The sequence below is a fragment of the Larkinella harenae genome (genome assembly GCF_054780515.1).
On record NZ_BAAGWE010000005.1, the window covers coordinates 26,301 to 40,457 of the forward strand.

Below are 14,157 nucleotides of genomic sequence, written 5' to 3' on the forward strand. Positions count from 1 at the left end.
AACTCGTCGGCACGGTTTGAAATTGGATGAAAATGAAAAATTATCGATACTTACTGACCGGTTTAATCGCGCTGCTCATCGGTTGGATAGCGGTTTCCTGTGAGGAGCAGGATATGGATCGTACTTTGCAGGATCCTTATTTTGTGCGGTTTACGGATTCTTCACTGACGTACAAGGAGAGTTACAACCAGCTTGTTTCGGTGCGCGTTCACAACGCTGGGCCACAATTGAAGGAGCCTATCACGGTGCGTTACACCATTTCGGGAACCGCGCGCGAAGGTAAGGATTTTGCCGTGGAAGGAACCCGGGGAACCGTGACGATTCCGGCCAATGAGAGTTTTGGCGAGATCAAAGTCCGGCTGATCAACAACGCCAACAACATCCTCGAATCCCAGTCAATCGTCTTTACGCTGACCGATGTAGAACCCGCGTCGTTGCGGGTTGGTTTTGGCCCGCAGGGATTGCTCGGAAAAAGCATCACGTTTACCATTCAGGATGATTGTCTGTTCAGCGGGACTTACCGGGGTGCCCGGCAACGTGGCGACTATGCGAATCTGTTGAATTTGACCAATGCCACTGCCAGCGTACCGAACATCGACATCAGCAGTACGGATTGCATCACATACACCGTTGCCAACTGGAACATCGGATTGGCCGAGGTCTTTGAGTTCAATGCGGTGAAACTGCCGTTTACGTTTGTTGATAATGGCGATAATACCCTGACGATTCCGGTTCAATCCAGGTCCGAGCTGGGCGGTGATACGTTGAGCGGCACGGGCTCCTGGAATCCGCAAAACCGTCAGATCACGCTCAACCTGCGCTGGAAGGCAACCTTTACCACCCAGGCAAACAAAGACACAATCATTCTTCTTTCCTTCCCATTAACCTACACTCCGCAATGATGAGTACGCTAAAACGACTCAGCCGATCGCTGGTTCTGTTGCTGGTTGCCACGGCGCTGTTTTCGGGCTGTTCCGAAAAACTGGAACCCAAGCCGTTAACCTATAGTCAATTGCTGACCGGAACGGAGAAGAAAGTCTGGCGTCTGGTGTCATTTGAAGTAATTGATGAGGATCAGAAATCCGGTGTGATTCCGATTCAGAATGCGGGCTTAAGTGCGTGTCGGCTCGACGACGAATACGTATTTTACGCCGGATCGGAACATAAATTTGAATACAACAACGGCTCTTCAAAATGCAGTGCGAATGAGGCTGCCGTGCTTTTTGAAGACACTTGGTCATTCGTCAATGGAAATGCCACCCTGGAATTTGTGATTCCGATTTTTGCGGGATCGGTTTTACCGTACACCGTTCGTAACCTGACGGAAACTTCCATGACGGTTGAAATATATTTTGACAAAATATATGTTGATCCACTTAACGCCAGTTACCGGTTTACTTTCAATTCCAACACGAAGTAAAGCTGCAACAACGGTTTTTTTGCCGAACTGCCAACCCATCGGTCACAGGTTGTAAACTGTACTGCTTCTATGTTCAAACGTATACTTTTTTCTCTCGGTCTTTTCACCTGCACGTTCGGTTCGTTACGGGCTCAGCAAATACCGGCCTGGCAACACCTGGCGGCTCAACCCGCGCGGGAGCAGTGCGCAACCATGCAGATGGATAGTGCCCTGCGGGCCAAATTCCCCGAAATGGGCAGTCGGGCGGCTTTTGAAAAAACTCTTCAGGAGCGCATTGAGCAAATTCAGAAACTCGAACGGACGGGCCGACTGGCCGACGCCATTCTGACCATTCCGGTGGTGGTTCACGTCGTTCACGCCGGCGAAGGCGTCGGAACGGGCCGAAACATCAGCGAAGCGCAGGTGAAGGCGCAATTGGAAACCCTCAACGAAGATTTTCGCCGGAAAGTCGGTACCCGTGGGTTCAACGAAGACGCCCGGGGCGCCGATATTGAAATTGAATTTTGCCTGGCGGCCATCAACCCAACCGGTGGTACCATCGCCGAGCGGGGGATCGACCGGGTGAACGGCGCTGCGAATTTTGGCAAAAGCACCTGGAGCAAAGCCGATATCGACGGTGTTTTGAAACCCAATACGTACTGGGACCCCGAGAAATACTTTAACATCTGGGTGGTGGATTTTGCGCCGAGCGACGACCGATTGCTGGGATACGCCCAGTTTCCGAGCCAGTCGACACTGCCGGGCCTGTCGTCCAACATGGGAGCGGGGAGCACCGACGGGGTGGTCATTCGGTACCAATCGTTCGGAAATGCCGAAAAGGGAAATTTCCCCGTCATGCAGGCCCCCTACAACCTGGGCCGTACGCTGACGCACGAAGTAGGCCACTGGTTGGGGCTGTTTCACATTTGGGGCGACGCCAATTGCGGGAATGATTTTGTGGACGACACGCCGACGCAGGCATCCGAAAGCCGGGGCTGTCAGAAAGGGCGCGTTAGCTGCGGAGGAACCAACATGGTCGAAAACTACATGGACTATTCCGATGATGGCTGTTTTAACATCTTTACACGCGGACAGAAAACCCGGATGCGGGCAGTGATGCAGTTTGCGGTTCGGCGGGCCAACCTGACCAACTCCAACGTTTGCGGTTCTTCGGTCGTGACGCGTCCAACCTCAAACTTCCGGGCCGAAAACCTGAAAATTCTGCTGGGCGGCCAAGTGCGTTTCACCGACCTTTCCACCAATTTCCCGACGAGCTGGCAATGGACGTTTGAAGGGGGAAATCCTGCAACGTCAACGGAACAGAATCCGGTGGTGACGTATTCGCAGCCCGGCAAGTTCAGAGTGACGCTGGTAACGGCGAACGCGGCTGGAACTTCAACACCGCTTGTTCGGGAACAATACATCGAGGTACTGAACGTGGGGCTTTGTGCCGATCAAACCAATTTCAGCGGAACCCGTACGGTTTTGCGGCAACCCGGCGGAACGGGCTACGTGGCCGGGCAGAACAGCCGCAGAACCAGAGCGGTGTCGGAGTTCTTTGACAATTCACTGAGTTATAATAATATGCATAGCGCGTCGCTCCGCTTTGGGGTGGCCAAAGCGGCCAAAGGTGCTGAAACCGAATCGGTTGTTACCGTCACGGTCTGGAACGCCCGGGGCTTCCAGAATGGTCCGGGGGCGGTATTGGAAACAAAAGAAGTACCCCTGCGCACCATTCTGGACGATGTTGCCAACAACCGGGCCACCAGGGTGGTTTTTGAGCGTAACGTGCCCCTGAGCGGTTTACCCTTCCACATCGGTATTGAATTGACTTACGCAGCCGGTGATACGGTGGCATTGTACACGACGCGGGATGGCGAGTCGCTGAATAACACATCGTGGGAGCAAAATGCGAATGGCGAATGGGAACGCTACCGGATTCGGCAGGGGCTTAATGTGGCCCACGATATTACGGCCACCGTTGGAATGAAGCCGTCTGTACAGTTAACGGTTTCGGAGCAGTTTGTACTGCCCGGCGAAGCAGTAACCCTCAATGCCCGGGGAGCCAGCATCTTTAACTGGACAGGGCAGAACCTCAGCACTACCTTGGGCGCTCAGGTTATTGCCCGACCGACGCAAACCACCTCGTACACGGTGACGGGCTCTGGTCTGGATTTGTGCAACACGACGGCCACCGCCCGGATTTTTGTTCGACCCGGCACCATTACAGAAGTACCGACGAACCTGCCGGACGAATCCCTGACCATTACCCCCAATCCCAGTGACGGCTTGGCTAAACTTACGTTCCGAAATCGTGCACGGGGTCTCCTGACGGTGTCGATCCGCAACGTAGCCGGCGTGGAAATCCAGAAACAGCAATTTCAAAAATCCGACGACGGTTTTGAACGAACCCTCGACCTGCGGACCGCGCCGAGTGGCATGTATCTGATCGAGGTCCGAATCGGCGATCAGGTGGTTCGGAAGAAGATTGTGAAGCAATAAAAAGGAAATCGCCCTGCCGCTTTCAAGTGACAGGGCGATTTCCTTTTCGATAAAGTTTCGTTCAGGAAATGTGGCGACCGAAATCAAAATCGGCCGAAGGTTCGCTGACGGAACGGCAATTTCTCCTCTAATTTTAGCAACAATGATGCTGGCATCACGGCCTGCTGATAAAAGGCTAAATCGATGTTGATCCGGTCATTGGCGCGCTTTTCAAATCGATTTACGAAGCCAAAGAAGCGCACCAGGATAGGAGGTTGGATTGTGAATAATTGTGCAGCCTCGTCGGGGTTTATCACCTGAAGGCACGGTCTGAACGGGCAGACAGACTCATTGATCGACAATGCCTCTACACCACTTCGGTTTGTTGCTGCCAGAATTGCGAGTACGCCTTGCCATTCTGAAGCAGATCTTTGTGACTGCCTTCCTCAATGAGCTTTCCTTGTTCCAGTACTACTATTTTGTCGGCTTTTTTGACCGTGCTCAATCGGTGGGCAATGATGATAATGGTCTTGCCTGCTTTTCGAAGATGCTGCACGGTTTGCTGCACAAATTGCTCCGACGTTGAATCAAGAGCCGAGGTGGCCTCATCCAGAATAAGAATTTCGGGATCGCGGTACAGGGCGCGGGCAATGGCGACACGTTGCCGTTGACCACCTGACAATGAAGCGCCGTTTTCGCCAAGATGGGTTTTAAATCCGTTCGGCATCCGTTCAATAAAATCGGTAATACCCAGTCGGTTGCAAATGGACAGGACGCGCTGCATATCGGGCTGTTCTTCGCCTACGGCAATATTTTCGATCACATTACCGGAAAACAGATCGATTTTCTGGGGCACTACGCTGACAACTTCCCGCAAGCTATGGGGGAGCAGGTGTTTGGTGTCGTATTCGCCGATGTGGATGGTACCGCTTTGCAGCGGGTAAAGGCCCTGAAGGAGCGAGAGCAGCGTTGACTTTCCAGAACCGCTTTCGCCCACTACCGCCGTAATTTTCCCTTTGGGCATGGTGAGGGTTAAACCGTCAAAAACCGGGGCTCGGGTACCGTAGCGGAAGGTAACATTTTCAAACCGGATATTGCCCACCATATCCGGCTTGAGCGGTACTTTGTTCTCGTCGGATTCGCGTTCCAGATCCATGATTTCGAACAGGCGGTCAGCGGCAATCAGGGCTTCCTGAATGCTTTTGTTCGCCCCGATCAGGCTGGCGGCCGGGCCGGTAAAATACCCGATAATGGCGTAGAAGGAGAGAAGCTCCCCGGGTGTCAGTTCGTTGTCGAGTACGTAACCAGCCCCAACCCACAGCAAAACAATGGTGAATAACCGGGTGATAAATTCCGATGCATTGCCAGCGTAGATACCGGCGGTTCCTGTCTGAAAGATTGTTTTCAGCATCTTCACAAACCGGGCTTCAGTTTTCTGGCTGGCGTGCTGCTCCAGACCAAACCGTTTAATGGTGGGCATGGCGTTCAGGGATTCCACCAGCTGCGCCTGGAGATCCGCCGAGTTTTCCATTAATTTCCGCTGATACCGCTGGTTGAACTGATTAAAGACCCAATACACGGCAGCGTATAACGGAACCACCAGCAAAATGATCAGTGCCAGTTTCCAGTAATACGTAAACATTAAACCGAACGAGAATAGTACGATCAGCACATTGACCAGCAGGGCCAGCGCCGTATCGTTAATGAACGCCCGTATCTTAACGGCATCGCTGATGCGGGAGGTGATTTCTCCCACGCGCATGGTGTCGAAAAACGACTGCGGCAGGCGCATCAGGTGTTTGTAGTAGCCCAAAATCAGGGCCGCATCCATTCGCTGACCGGTTTTGAGATTGAAAAAACTTTTGGTGATGTTGATGAAAATCTGAATAAACAACAGCACAATCATAACCACGCTTAGCAGATTAAGCAGGTTGCGATTGCCATTAACCAGCACATTGTCCACGATTTTTTGCACGTAAATTGCGGACGAAAGCCCCAGAATCGTATAAATCAAGGCACCGAACAGCGTCTGGATCAGGATACCGCGGTAAGGCTGCATCAATTGACCAAACCGTTGCAGGACTGACGTTTTTTCGTTTCCGATTTTAAAGGTTTCGTCGGGAATGAGCAGAACCAGCAAACCCGTCCAGTCCTTTTTGAAGTCGTCGACGGTTTTGCGGTAAATCTGCCCGTCGGCAGGGTCCATTACCGTGATTTCCTGCGCGGTAACTTTGTAAACGACCACATAATGGTGAAGGGCGCCGTCGTTCAATTGCACGTGGGCAATGGCCGGTAGAGGCACTTTTGATAGACTTTCGAAGCTGGCTTTAACGCCTTTTGCCTGAAAACCCAGCTTTTCGGCGGCTTCGACCATCCCCAGAACGTTGGTTCCTTTTTGATCGGTAGCGGCCAGTTGCCGGATTCGGGCGACGGGCATCAACAGCCGGTAATGAGCGGCCACGGAAGCCAGGCAAGCCGCTCCGCAATCCGTAATATCGCGTTGTTTAACTTTGGTGCGGGAAGTCATAGTGGTTGGAAGACGGAGATGTGGATAAAACCGTTGGGCGACTGATACGAAACGGGCAACCGAAACGATTAGTGAGGATTGCTGGATGCTAACTGTTCATTACCAGCGGCATTGGTTGGGTTAAGCCAGTCGTCGGTTTTGTCGTACAGAAGCTGGTACAAAGACCGGCGTGTCACTTTAAACCGGGTCAAAACCGTCATGCCCTTTTTCAGTTGGCCTTTGTAGCCGTTAGGAAGGGTAAGGTGGTTCTGATCCAATTGACACCGCACTTTGAAAACCGGCTGGTTGTTTGCCATTGTGAAGTCATTGGCAATGTCGATGACTTTACCCGTCAGCAAGCCCCATTGGTTATAATCGAAGGCGTCAACCTGCAAGCGGATGGGTTGTCCGGGCCTGACCAGACCAATGTCTTTGGAGGAAACGTACGATTCGACGATTAGCGTCGAATCGGGTGAAACGACGGCCAGCACGTCACCCGGCTGCACGTAACTGCCCGCGTAACGTCCGGCTAGCTGGCTGGCGGTTCCGGCTACCGGGGCTTTCAAAACATAAAGCGCCTGTTGTTCGCGAAGTTGTTCGGCTTCGGCTTCCAGCCCGGTCAGGTCGCGAAGGTGCTGGGTCAGGTCGGTTTGCCAGTCGCTGCGCTGCTGTTCAACAAGCGAATTATAGCGAGCCATCGATGCTTTGTGGGCGTACAACGCATCCTCGTATTCCAGTCGGGCAATCACTTTCTGGTTGAATAACGACTGACTGGTGAGGTATTCGCGTTTCAGTTTTTCCTGCGCATGCCAGCTTTCTTCCACAATGGCGCGAAACTGAGCAAATTGTTGGCGGTACAAAGGGGCTGATAGCCCACTAACTACCTTCCAGGATTTGTTGGTGAGTTGTTGTAAATCCCGGATAAACGCATTTTTTTCCCGACGCTGCTGATCCAGAAGCCGCTGTTTGGTATTGAGTGCTTCAGATTGAAGCTGAAAAAGCGGCTGGCCCTGCCGAACGGATTCCCATTCTTTCACCAATACTTTTTCTACAATGGCACCGGTGGTGGCTTTTACTTCACTGCGCTCCGAAATGGGACGCACCAGACCCGTGGCCTGCACTGAAACGTCGACGTAAACAAAGGGCAAAGCCAGCAACGTAATCAGGATAACCCCTAAAACCGTCATGTAAATGAGCTGACTACGGACACTGACTCGGGGCAAATACGTGATAAGGCTCGAGGAAAAGTCGTTATCGTTCATAACGTAAAAAGGACAGATGAAATACCGGACTTAATGCCGAATTCATACAGAACCGCTCGGTTGAGCATTTGTTTCTGGAATCTAGAAATCGGAATGAAAGCGATCAAAAGGCAATCAGCAGAAAAGCAGCCCGTTGAGTGAATGTATTCCTTCCTCAAGTTGACTTCTTTTCTGCTGATTAGGCTATGCTTATCGTCCGCTTGTTAGCACGACCACGAACTGCGGTTCCGGCTCGACTCGAAGCTGAGATCCAGGTCGAGGTTGATACTTAATCCCAACCCTAAAAAAGAACTTCGTTCGCTGCTGCTGGAACTGGATGGGCCACACCAGGAATGACAGGAATCGGGCGCAGGGGCGGGGGTGTTGGTTCCTCCCAGCGTTTGAACTAATTCCTGCTCAGTCATTTCGGTAACATCGAATTCTACAAGATTGAACGTTTTCATGATCGTACGTGTGTGAATAGTGCCTACTCTATCAGCTTTTCGGCTTTCGCTCATCGTGCGGCTTTTCTTCTGCCGTTTGACTGATACAAAGTTTGTTGAATATCTGTTTCTGTCTGATAACTCGCTTTTATAGCTTTATAACGATCGGTTATATTTTAATAACTAACCTGGCTGTGGGCCGCTATGCCGGTATGAAAGATAGGGAGCCATTGGGCTCCCTGAGACAACTCTTCTACTCTAAATTGGGCAAGAATCATCGTTTTCGTACCATTACCATTCACTGAGTGCCTACTTGGCTACAGCTTTTTGGCTTCCGCTGAGCTCTAGGCACAATCGCTATTTGCCTGGTACAAAGGTGGGGTATTCGCGAACACCAACCGATAACTAACATTTATAGCTTCATAGCGAGCGGTTAAAAATCGATAATCGGGCTTAAATTTCGGTTTTTTGGCAGGAACGGCGGGCCGTTTGATAAGTGAAGAGGGGGCGGGCAATCTAAAACATACGGTTATTTCGTAGGTTTTGTTGAAAAGCATCATGAATTGCGGAGTTATAACGAAGGGAATACTATGCAGAGAAGTATTTACTTAATACCAGTGTAGTACGTTTAAGTAAACTTTAACCCCAATTAGATATGCCTGTCCTATCTGAAAAGCTTCGGCGACTGCGCCAATTTTTTGGTTATTCGCAGGAGTACATCGCGTTCAACATCGGTATGACCCAACCCGCTTATTGCAAATGGGAAAGTGGTCAAACCCGTCCGTCGATTGACAAACTGGAAGACCTGGCCAATATTTACCAGCTAAGTGTCGGCGATCTGCTGAGTGGAAATGATGTAGAAATCATAAAAAAGCTGATCGCTGATGAGCATTTTGCTGAAAAAGTGCTGGGCAAAGGCCCCGTCAGTTAGTAAAGGGATGGTTAACATACCAAAGAAAAGGCTCCACAAAACCAGGATTGTGGAGCCTTTTTTATGCCTTAAACCGTTTGAAAAAAAAATTGGCTTCGTAGCTCGCTCCAATAGGTATTTCCTCGTCACCTACCATAATGATACGGTTTCAAACCTGTTCAACCCGATTGAAAGGCACGATGTAAGACCGGTGCACCCGAATAAAGCGATCGGTTTCCGGATCGGCTTCCTGAATCTTTTGCAACACGGTTTTCATAGTCATTCGGGCCACGATCGGGCGGTTGCTATGCTGAATATGAATCTTTAGGTAATCGTCCAGACCTTCAATAAACCGGATCGAGGAGAGGGCAATTTTATGCAGCGTATAATCCGCCCGGACATACAGATAAGCTTCTTTTCCAGGCTCGGGCCGGTTTCGCAACCGGTGGTAGTCGCTGGCTTTATGAACGGCTTGCTGAAACCGTTCAAATGTAAAAGGCTTCAATAAATAATCAACCGCATTCAGGGTAAAACCCTCGACAGCATACTCGGCGTAAGCCGTCGTAAAAATGACCATCAGGTGCTGCGGTATGGCTTTGTGAAACTCGATGCCGGAAACCGAAGGCATGTTGATATCGAGAAACAGCAAGTCGGTAGGCGATTCGTGCAAGTGTTGCAGGGCTTCGTCGGGGCGTAAAAAAGTCTTCTGCAGGTCTATCAAGGGAAGCAGGCTGCAAAAATGCGTCAATACCCGCAGTGCGGGCGGTTCGTCGTCGAGGGCAATGGCTCGGATCATACCAAGTTGATGGTTAGGTCAACCGAAAAACTATTCGCCGTTTCGTTGATGGCCAGGGTATGACGGTCGGGATAAACCAGCTGAAGCCGGGTTCGTGTGTTGTCGATCCCGATGCCCCCCGCAGTTTCGGCATTGCGAAAAAAGCGGACCTTCCGATTGAAGGCGACGAGCCGCAAAGTAGTGTCCTGCAGGGTAATGGCAATCTGAATAATCGATTTATCTTCCGGATTGACCCCGTATTTAAAGGCATTCTCAATGAATGAAATCAGGATGAGCGGGGCAATCTGGACGCCTTTGGGCTGTCCGTTGATCGAAAAATCAATCTGTACGGTTTCATCCAGGCGTAGTTTCTGCAAGGTAATGTAATCGCTGATGTATTCCAGTTCTTTTGCAAGTGGAACCTGGTGGCTGCCTGCGTCTCGAATAACGTACCGCATCAACGACGAGAGTTTCACAATGGCGTCGGCCGTGCGGTCGGATTTTTCGATGGCCAGCGAATAGATTGTATTGAGGGTATTAAACAAAAAATGCGGATTGATCTGGGCTTTCAGGTAAGAGAGTTCCGTGGCCAGCTTTTCCTGCTCGGTTTGCCGCCACCGGTTGTTGCTCTGTAAAAAAAGAGAAACGAAAATGCCAACCAGGAACAGAAACAAGGCGTGACTTAATTCGAAACCGACGGGCGGTTTTTGATTCATCTGACCGGGGCCGGGAAGGGGCGGTTGCCGGGAAAAAAGATCGTGCCGATCCAGCAGTAAAACGGTGACAAAAATAAGCAGAAAACACCCGGCAACAACAGCAACGTAGGTCAGGTAGTGACGTTTAAAGTACAGCTTCGGGATTAGGGAATAGTAGTTGACGAAGAAAAAGACCAGCATGAACAGGTACGACAAAAAGTTCGTCCTTTCGTGGGGATTGTGAGTTAGCCTCGCCCACCCGGGAAAACCACCCGGAGCAAAGATGTAGGGAAGTGCTAAAAATGCCAGCCCAATCAGAATAGGAATCAGGAGTGGCGGAACCGTTCGTTTCATGGCAGTCTGTTACCGCGGTAAACTACGAAATGATTGAAGCGCGCGAAAACGATTGCGGTAGAAAAGCGAAATGTATAGGTGAAGGTTGGTCTGAGCTAAGTCCGGCGGTGGGCCAGAGTTTGACTATTGTCGCCGAAGGAATGAAACCGGCTAGTTACCGATTAGTAAAAAATGGTTCAATTACTCCGACCGAGCGTTTTATGGTTAGTAAAAGGGGAGACCAGGCACGAGGTTGTGGTGCAAAAAGTTGCCCGCAAAATCCGCGCCAGAAACTGTTGACTATTCAAACCAGGGACTAAACAGCGAGGAGAATACCTTTACCCACATAAAGGCGAAGCCGAGAGCCACCGACAATATCAACACCCACAGGGCAGTTTTGTATGGATTCATTTTGTAAGGGCTCCGTTTACCGTGTTTTGCCATTTTATGAGTACTGGTTATGGCCTTAACGTTCTCAATCTTTGCTGGATTGAATAATTCGACGAAAAGAGTTTTAGTAGTCATAAAAAAATTTTGCTAGCAGATTCGACAGTTTTGTTGGAAAGAATCAATCAAATCTGCCCAAACTCTGTGCCAGTTTGTTCGGTGGCTTTATGAATCTACTGTTTTCACTCCAAATGATATTGGTAACAATGGCGTACGGTGAATGGATACGATGAAATCTGAGCTGTCCGCCGTAACACTAAATCAAGTTAAATGGTCGGCAGGCCTTGTTAGTTGTGCGGTGTTCTCCTACTAAACACGGATAATGGATTCGGTGTTTTGGACATCGCATCGGAATTAGACGTATGTGGCTGAAGCTACTGGTTAGCAATAGGTTAATGAATTGCAGTAGGCCGGATTACATGGTTTTCAAGCAACAAAAAACCGTGTCTCCGTTCCGAATGGTTGGGCTGGAACAGAGACACGGTTTGGAAGCGAACGGTTTTTACTCCGTCAGGTTTTTCAAATAGGCAATGCTTTTCGGAACCTGATAACTCCATTGGGGGCTTTCATCTTCAATAAAGTAGTGTTTGACTCCGACTTTCTTAGCGGTTTTCAACACGGCTGGTAAATCAATCTGGCCCGTTCCCAGAATGACGTCGTTTTCCAGGGGCGTGCTGCCGGTTAAATCTCCTTTAACACCTTTCTTAAGGTCTTTCAGGTGCATCAGTTTCCACCGGCTACCATATTTGTTGAGCAGCTTGACCGGATCGGCTCCGCCGTGCGTGACCCATAAAATATCCATTTCGAACGAAACATATTTAGGGTCCGTATTTTTTACCATGTAATCGAAAAGCGTTCCGTCTTCGTACGGCTGAAATTCAAAACCGTGGTTGTGATAACAAAACGTCAAGCCATTTTCGTGCAGGATTTTACCCACCCGGTTGAAATCCTCGACGGCTTTTTTCGCATTTTCCAGCGTAAAATTGCCCTTTTGGTGCGGAATCGAGGCACACATAACATATTTTGAGCCCAGTTCTTTGGCCTTCTGAACCACATCCATCGGGTCTTTAACCAGTTGGTCGTAGCCAGCACCAGTGCCCGGAATGCTGATGTTGCGCTCTTTCAGCAACTTCTTGAACTCGGCCGTTGAGATGCCATTGGGCGTGCTGCCTTCCATCTCGGTAATGCCCAGCGACTGGATGGTGTCGAGGGTCGCGACAATGCCTTTCGGCCAGCTATGTCGGTAGGTGTACGATTGAATACCGATGGGGGCGGTGTAAATTTTCTTGCCTTTTTGGGCGTATCCGGTCCCAAACTCAAGCAGCAAGCCTGCCAGAAGGAGGAATCCAAAACGGTTTTTTGTCATCATTGGTCTAGCGGAAAATAGTGAAGGGTTAAAACTGAAAAGCCAAACGGCAAAATTATTTTTTTAACGAATTGAGTGGCATTTTCTACTTTGCCAGCAGGGACGAAGGCGTGGAGCGGCCAAATATATTCGTGTCCAGGAAAGCATTTCGAAACTTGCCTTTTGGGTCATACTGCGTCAACAGGTTCCGAAACTCCGGAAGTTTTTCGTACCGTTGCGCGAGCTGGCCGGGCGTAATGCTGAATAGCTTGCCCCAATGCGGACGCACCCGGTACGGGGCCAGCTCTTTTTCAATTAGGGGGAGTACTTTTCTGACCGCGGGCCAGTCGGGTTTCCAGGTGAAGTGAATGGCTACGGAACGCTGTTTGTAACACGGGCTCATCCAGAAATCGTCCGCTTCGATGGTTCGGATTTCCGAAATGAATAAATGCGGGCTAATGTGGTCGCGCAGGCGCTCAACGGCCAGGATGGCATCCACGGCTTTGGAGTAGGGAACAAAGTACTCCGATTGCAGTTCTTTGCCGCTGCTGGGAGTGAAGCCCATGCGGAAGTGGGGCAGCCGCTCGTACCAGGGGCCGGGTACTCCCATTTGCTCGGTGCAATTCACGGCCGAAAGCTCGGCAATAGGGTGGAGGTTCTTCGTTGCCAGTTTAGCGCCGAAAAATTCCGGTTTGGCCGGGGCCAGCTTTTCAGTGCCGATGCGTTCTTTCAACCAGACTTCGTTGATGCGTTTTTTTTGCCAGTCGGTAAACAGACTGACGCTATATGCACTTGATTCAATGGCCTCAAAATGGGTCCTAAGTTGCTCCAGCGGCAGATCCAAGTAAACGAACTGGCGCATCTTGAAACTGGGAACAAGGTCGAGGGTGACCGCTGTGACGACTCCCAAACCCCCCAGGTGAACCACCGCCGAGCGGAACAATTCGCCGTCTTTTCGGGAAATAGTCCGGACCTCGCCGTTGGCCAGCACAATCTCCATGGCGGCAACCGCCGTTGATAAGTTGCCATTTTTGATTCCGGAACCGTGCGTGGCCGTCGCGCAGGCCCCCGCAACGGAAATGTGGGGAAGTGACGCCAGATTATGCAGGGCAAACCCTTTCTGATCCAGGTAGGTGGCCAGGTCACCGTATTTCATGTTGGCATCAACCGTAACGGTTTTCTGTTTGGGGTCGATGGCCCGTACTTTCTTCATTTCCACCAGGGAAAGAAACTCCTGCGTACTGTCTGCAATACCGTTGAAGCAGTGGCGCGTTCCCAAGACTTTAAATTTGCCGTGCTTTTTGATGAATTCCTGAGTCTCCTGAAGCGAGTGGGCCTGGTGCAAACGGTTGGTGCTGTACAGGTAATTGCCCGCCCAGTTTTTGAGCTTGTCGTCAGCGATCCAGTTTGTCAGCGGAGAAATCATTGGAGTAGCCAGCAAGGTTGAAGATAGTTTCAAGAAGGCTCGTTTTTTCATAGCGGTCGGGCTTTCAATAGAATCAGCGGGGAAAATGTACGGATTTAGTTCTAAAAAATACCTTTTAAAGATAAAATTTAGTTTAATACCGATTAATTCCCCTTG

General features: G+C 50.4%; 12 protein-coding genes. 5 read left to right on the top strand and 7 right to left on the bottom strand.

Annotated features, from left to right (window positions below; genetic code table 11):
* The first annotated feature begins 32 nt into the window (after positions 1–32).
* From ACYVH9_RS21945 to ACYVH9_RS21955, 3 genes are all read left to right on the top strand, one after another.
* Positions 33–902: a hypothetical protein gene (locus tag ACYVH9_RS21945; protein WP_460638554.1), complete on the top strand. Its 870-nt coding sequence runs from the start codon at positions 33–35 to the stop codon at positions 900–902.
* Positions 902–1,420 carry a hypothetical protein gene (locus ACYVH9_RS21950; RefSeq protein ID WP_460638555.1) on the top strand — a complete coding sequence of 173 codons (519 nt, stop codon included), beginning with the start codon at positions 902–904 and terminating at the stop codon, positions 1,418–1,420. Before ACYVH9_RS21945 ends, ACYVH9_RS21950 begins: the two co-directional genes overlap by 1 nt.
* A gap of 69 nt (positions 1,421–1,489) precedes the next feature.
* Complete coding sequence (locus ACYVH9_RS21955) at positions 1,490–3,901, top strand: M43 family zinc metalloprotease (protein WP_460638556.1); 2,412 nt, start codon at positions 1,490–1,492, stop codon at positions 3,899–3,901.
* Between the two features lie 346 nt (positions 3,902–4,247).
* Here ACYVH9_RS21955 and ACYVH9_RS21960 read toward each other — a convergent pair whose 3' ends face one another.
* The 3 genes from ACYVH9_RS21960 to ACYVH9_RS21970 all read right to left on the bottom strand — a co-directional run bounded on the left by ACYVH9_RS21960 (position 4,248) and on the right by ACYVH9_RS21970 (position 8,091).
* On the bottom strand, positions 4,248–6,407 hold the full coding sequence (locus ACYVH9_RS21960) for a peptidase domain-containing ABC transporter (RefSeq protein WP_460638557.1): 2,160 nt from the start codon (positions 6,405–6,407) through the stop codon (positions 4,248–4,250).
* Between the two features lie 68 nt (positions 6,408–6,475).
* The gene (locus tag ACYVH9_RS21965; protein WP_460638558.1) at positions 6,476–7,648 is read right to left on the bottom strand and encodes an HlyD family efflux transporter periplasmic adaptor subunit; all 1,173 of its coding nucleotides are present in this window, start codon (positions 7,646–7,648) and stop codon (positions 6,476–6,478) included.
* A gap of 203 nt (positions 7,649–7,851) precedes the next feature.
* A complete protein-coding gene (locus ACYVH9_RS21970) occupies positions 7,852–8,091 on the bottom strand; it encodes a hypothetical protein (protein ID WP_460638559.1) in 240 nt (79 codons plus the stop codon).
* 634 nt (positions 8,092–8,725) lie between these two features.
* Here ACYVH9_RS21970 and ACYVH9_RS21975 point away from each other — a divergent pair.
* Positions 8,726–9,001 carry a helix-turn-helix domain-containing protein gene (locus tag ACYVH9_RS21975; protein ID WP_460638560.1) on the top strand — a complete coding sequence of 92 codons (276 nt, stop codon included), beginning with the start codon at positions 8,726–8,728 and terminating at the stop codon, positions 8,999–9,001.
* A gap of 148 nt (positions 9,002–9,149) precedes the next feature.
* On the opposite strand, the gene ACYVH9_RS21980 is transcribed toward ACYVH9_RS21975, so the two are convergent.
* Positions 9,150–9,776 (bottom strand): LytR/AlgR family response regulator transcription factor, encoded by a 627-nt coding sequence (locus ACYVH9_RS21980; protein WP_460638561.1) that lies wholly within the window; start codon positions 9,774–9,776, stop codon positions 9,150–9,152.
* Positions 9,773–10,804, bottom strand: a complete 1,032-nt coding sequence (locus tag ACYVH9_RS21985) for a sensor histidine kinase (protein ID WP_460638562.1) — start codon at positions 10,802–10,804, stop codon at positions 9,773–9,775. Before ACYVH9_RS21985 ends, ACYVH9_RS21980 begins: the two co-directional genes overlap by 4 nt.
* 29 nt (positions 10,805–10,833) lie before the next feature.
* Here ACYVH9_RS21985 and ACYVH9_RS21990 point away from each other — a divergent pair, with 29 nt between their 5' ends.
* On the top strand, positions 10,834–11,103 hold the full coding sequence (locus tag ACYVH9_RS21990; RefSeq protein ID WP_460638563.1) for a hypothetical protein: 270 nt from the start codon (positions 10,834–10,836) through the stop codon (positions 11,101–11,103).
* A 629-nt stretch (positions 11,104–11,732) separates the two neighbouring features.
* Here ACYVH9_RS21990 and ACYVH9_RS21995 read toward each other — a convergent pair.
* Together ACYVH9_RS21995 and ACYVH9_RS22000 are read right to left on the bottom strand one after the other, a co-directional pair.
* On the bottom strand, positions 11,733–12,596 hold the full coding sequence (locus tag ACYVH9_RS21995; protein ID WP_460638564.1) for a sugar phosphate isomerase/epimerase family protein: 864 nt from the start codon (positions 12,594–12,596) through the stop codon (positions 11,733–11,735).
* A gap of 85 nt (positions 12,597–12,681) precedes the next feature.
* Positions 12,682–14,052, bottom strand: a complete 1,371-nt coding sequence (locus tag ACYVH9_RS22000) for a D-arabinono-1,4-lactone oxidase (RefSeq protein ID WP_460638565.1) — start codon at positions 14,050–14,052, stop codon at positions 12,682–12,684.
* Positions 14,053–14,157: the final 105 nt, after the last annotated feature.

Bases quoted from the DNA above. Each gene is read 5' to 3' on its own strand.
- ACYVH9_RS21945 (WP_460638554.1), top strand. From the start codon at position 33: ATGAAAAATTATCGATACTTACTGACCGGTTTAATCGCGCTGCTCATC.
- ACYVH9_RS21950 (WP_460638555.1), top strand. From the start codon at position 902: ATGAGTACGCTAAAACGACTCAGCCGATCGCTGGTTCTGTTGCTGGTT.
- ACYVH9_RS21955 (WP_460638556.1), top strand. From the start codon at position 1,490: ATGTTCAAACGTATACTTTTTTCTCTCGGTCTTTTCACCTGCACGTTC.
- ACYVH9_RS21960 (WP_460638557.1), bottom strand. From the start codon at position 6,407: ATGACTTCCCGCACCAAAGTTAAACAACGCGATATTACGGATTGCGGA.
- ACYVH9_RS21965 (WP_460638558.1), bottom strand. From the start codon at position 7,648: ATGAACGATAACGACTTTTCCTCGAGCCTTATCACGTATTTGCCCCGA.
- ACYVH9_RS21970 (WP_460638559.1), bottom strand. From the start codon at position 8,091: ATGAAAACGTTCAATCTTGTAGAATTCGATGTTACCGAAATGACTGAG.
- ACYVH9_RS21975 (WP_460638560.1), top strand. From the start codon at position 8,726: ATGCCTGTCCTATCTGAAAAGCTTCGGCGACTGCGCCAATTTTTTGGT.
- ACYVH9_RS21980 (WP_460638561.1), bottom strand. From the start codon at position 9,776: ATGATCCGAGCCATTGCCCTCGACGACGAACCGCCCGCACTGCGGGTA.
- ACYVH9_RS21985 (WP_460638562.1), bottom strand. From the start codon at position 10,804: ATGAAACGAACGGTTCCGCCACTCCTGATTCCTATTCTGATTGGGCTG.
- ACYVH9_RS21990 (WP_460638563.1), top strand. From the start codon at position 10,834: ATGATTGAAGCGCGCGAAAACGATTGCGGTAGAAAAGCGAAATGTATA.
- ACYVH9_RS21995 (WP_460638564.1), bottom strand. From the start codon at position 12,596: ATGACAAAAAACCGTTTTGGATTCCTCCTTCTGGCAGGCTTGCTGCTT.
- ACYVH9_RS22000 (WP_460638565.1), bottom strand. From the start codon at position 14,052: ATGAAAAAACGAGCCTTCTTGAAACTATCTTCAACCTTGCTGGCTACT.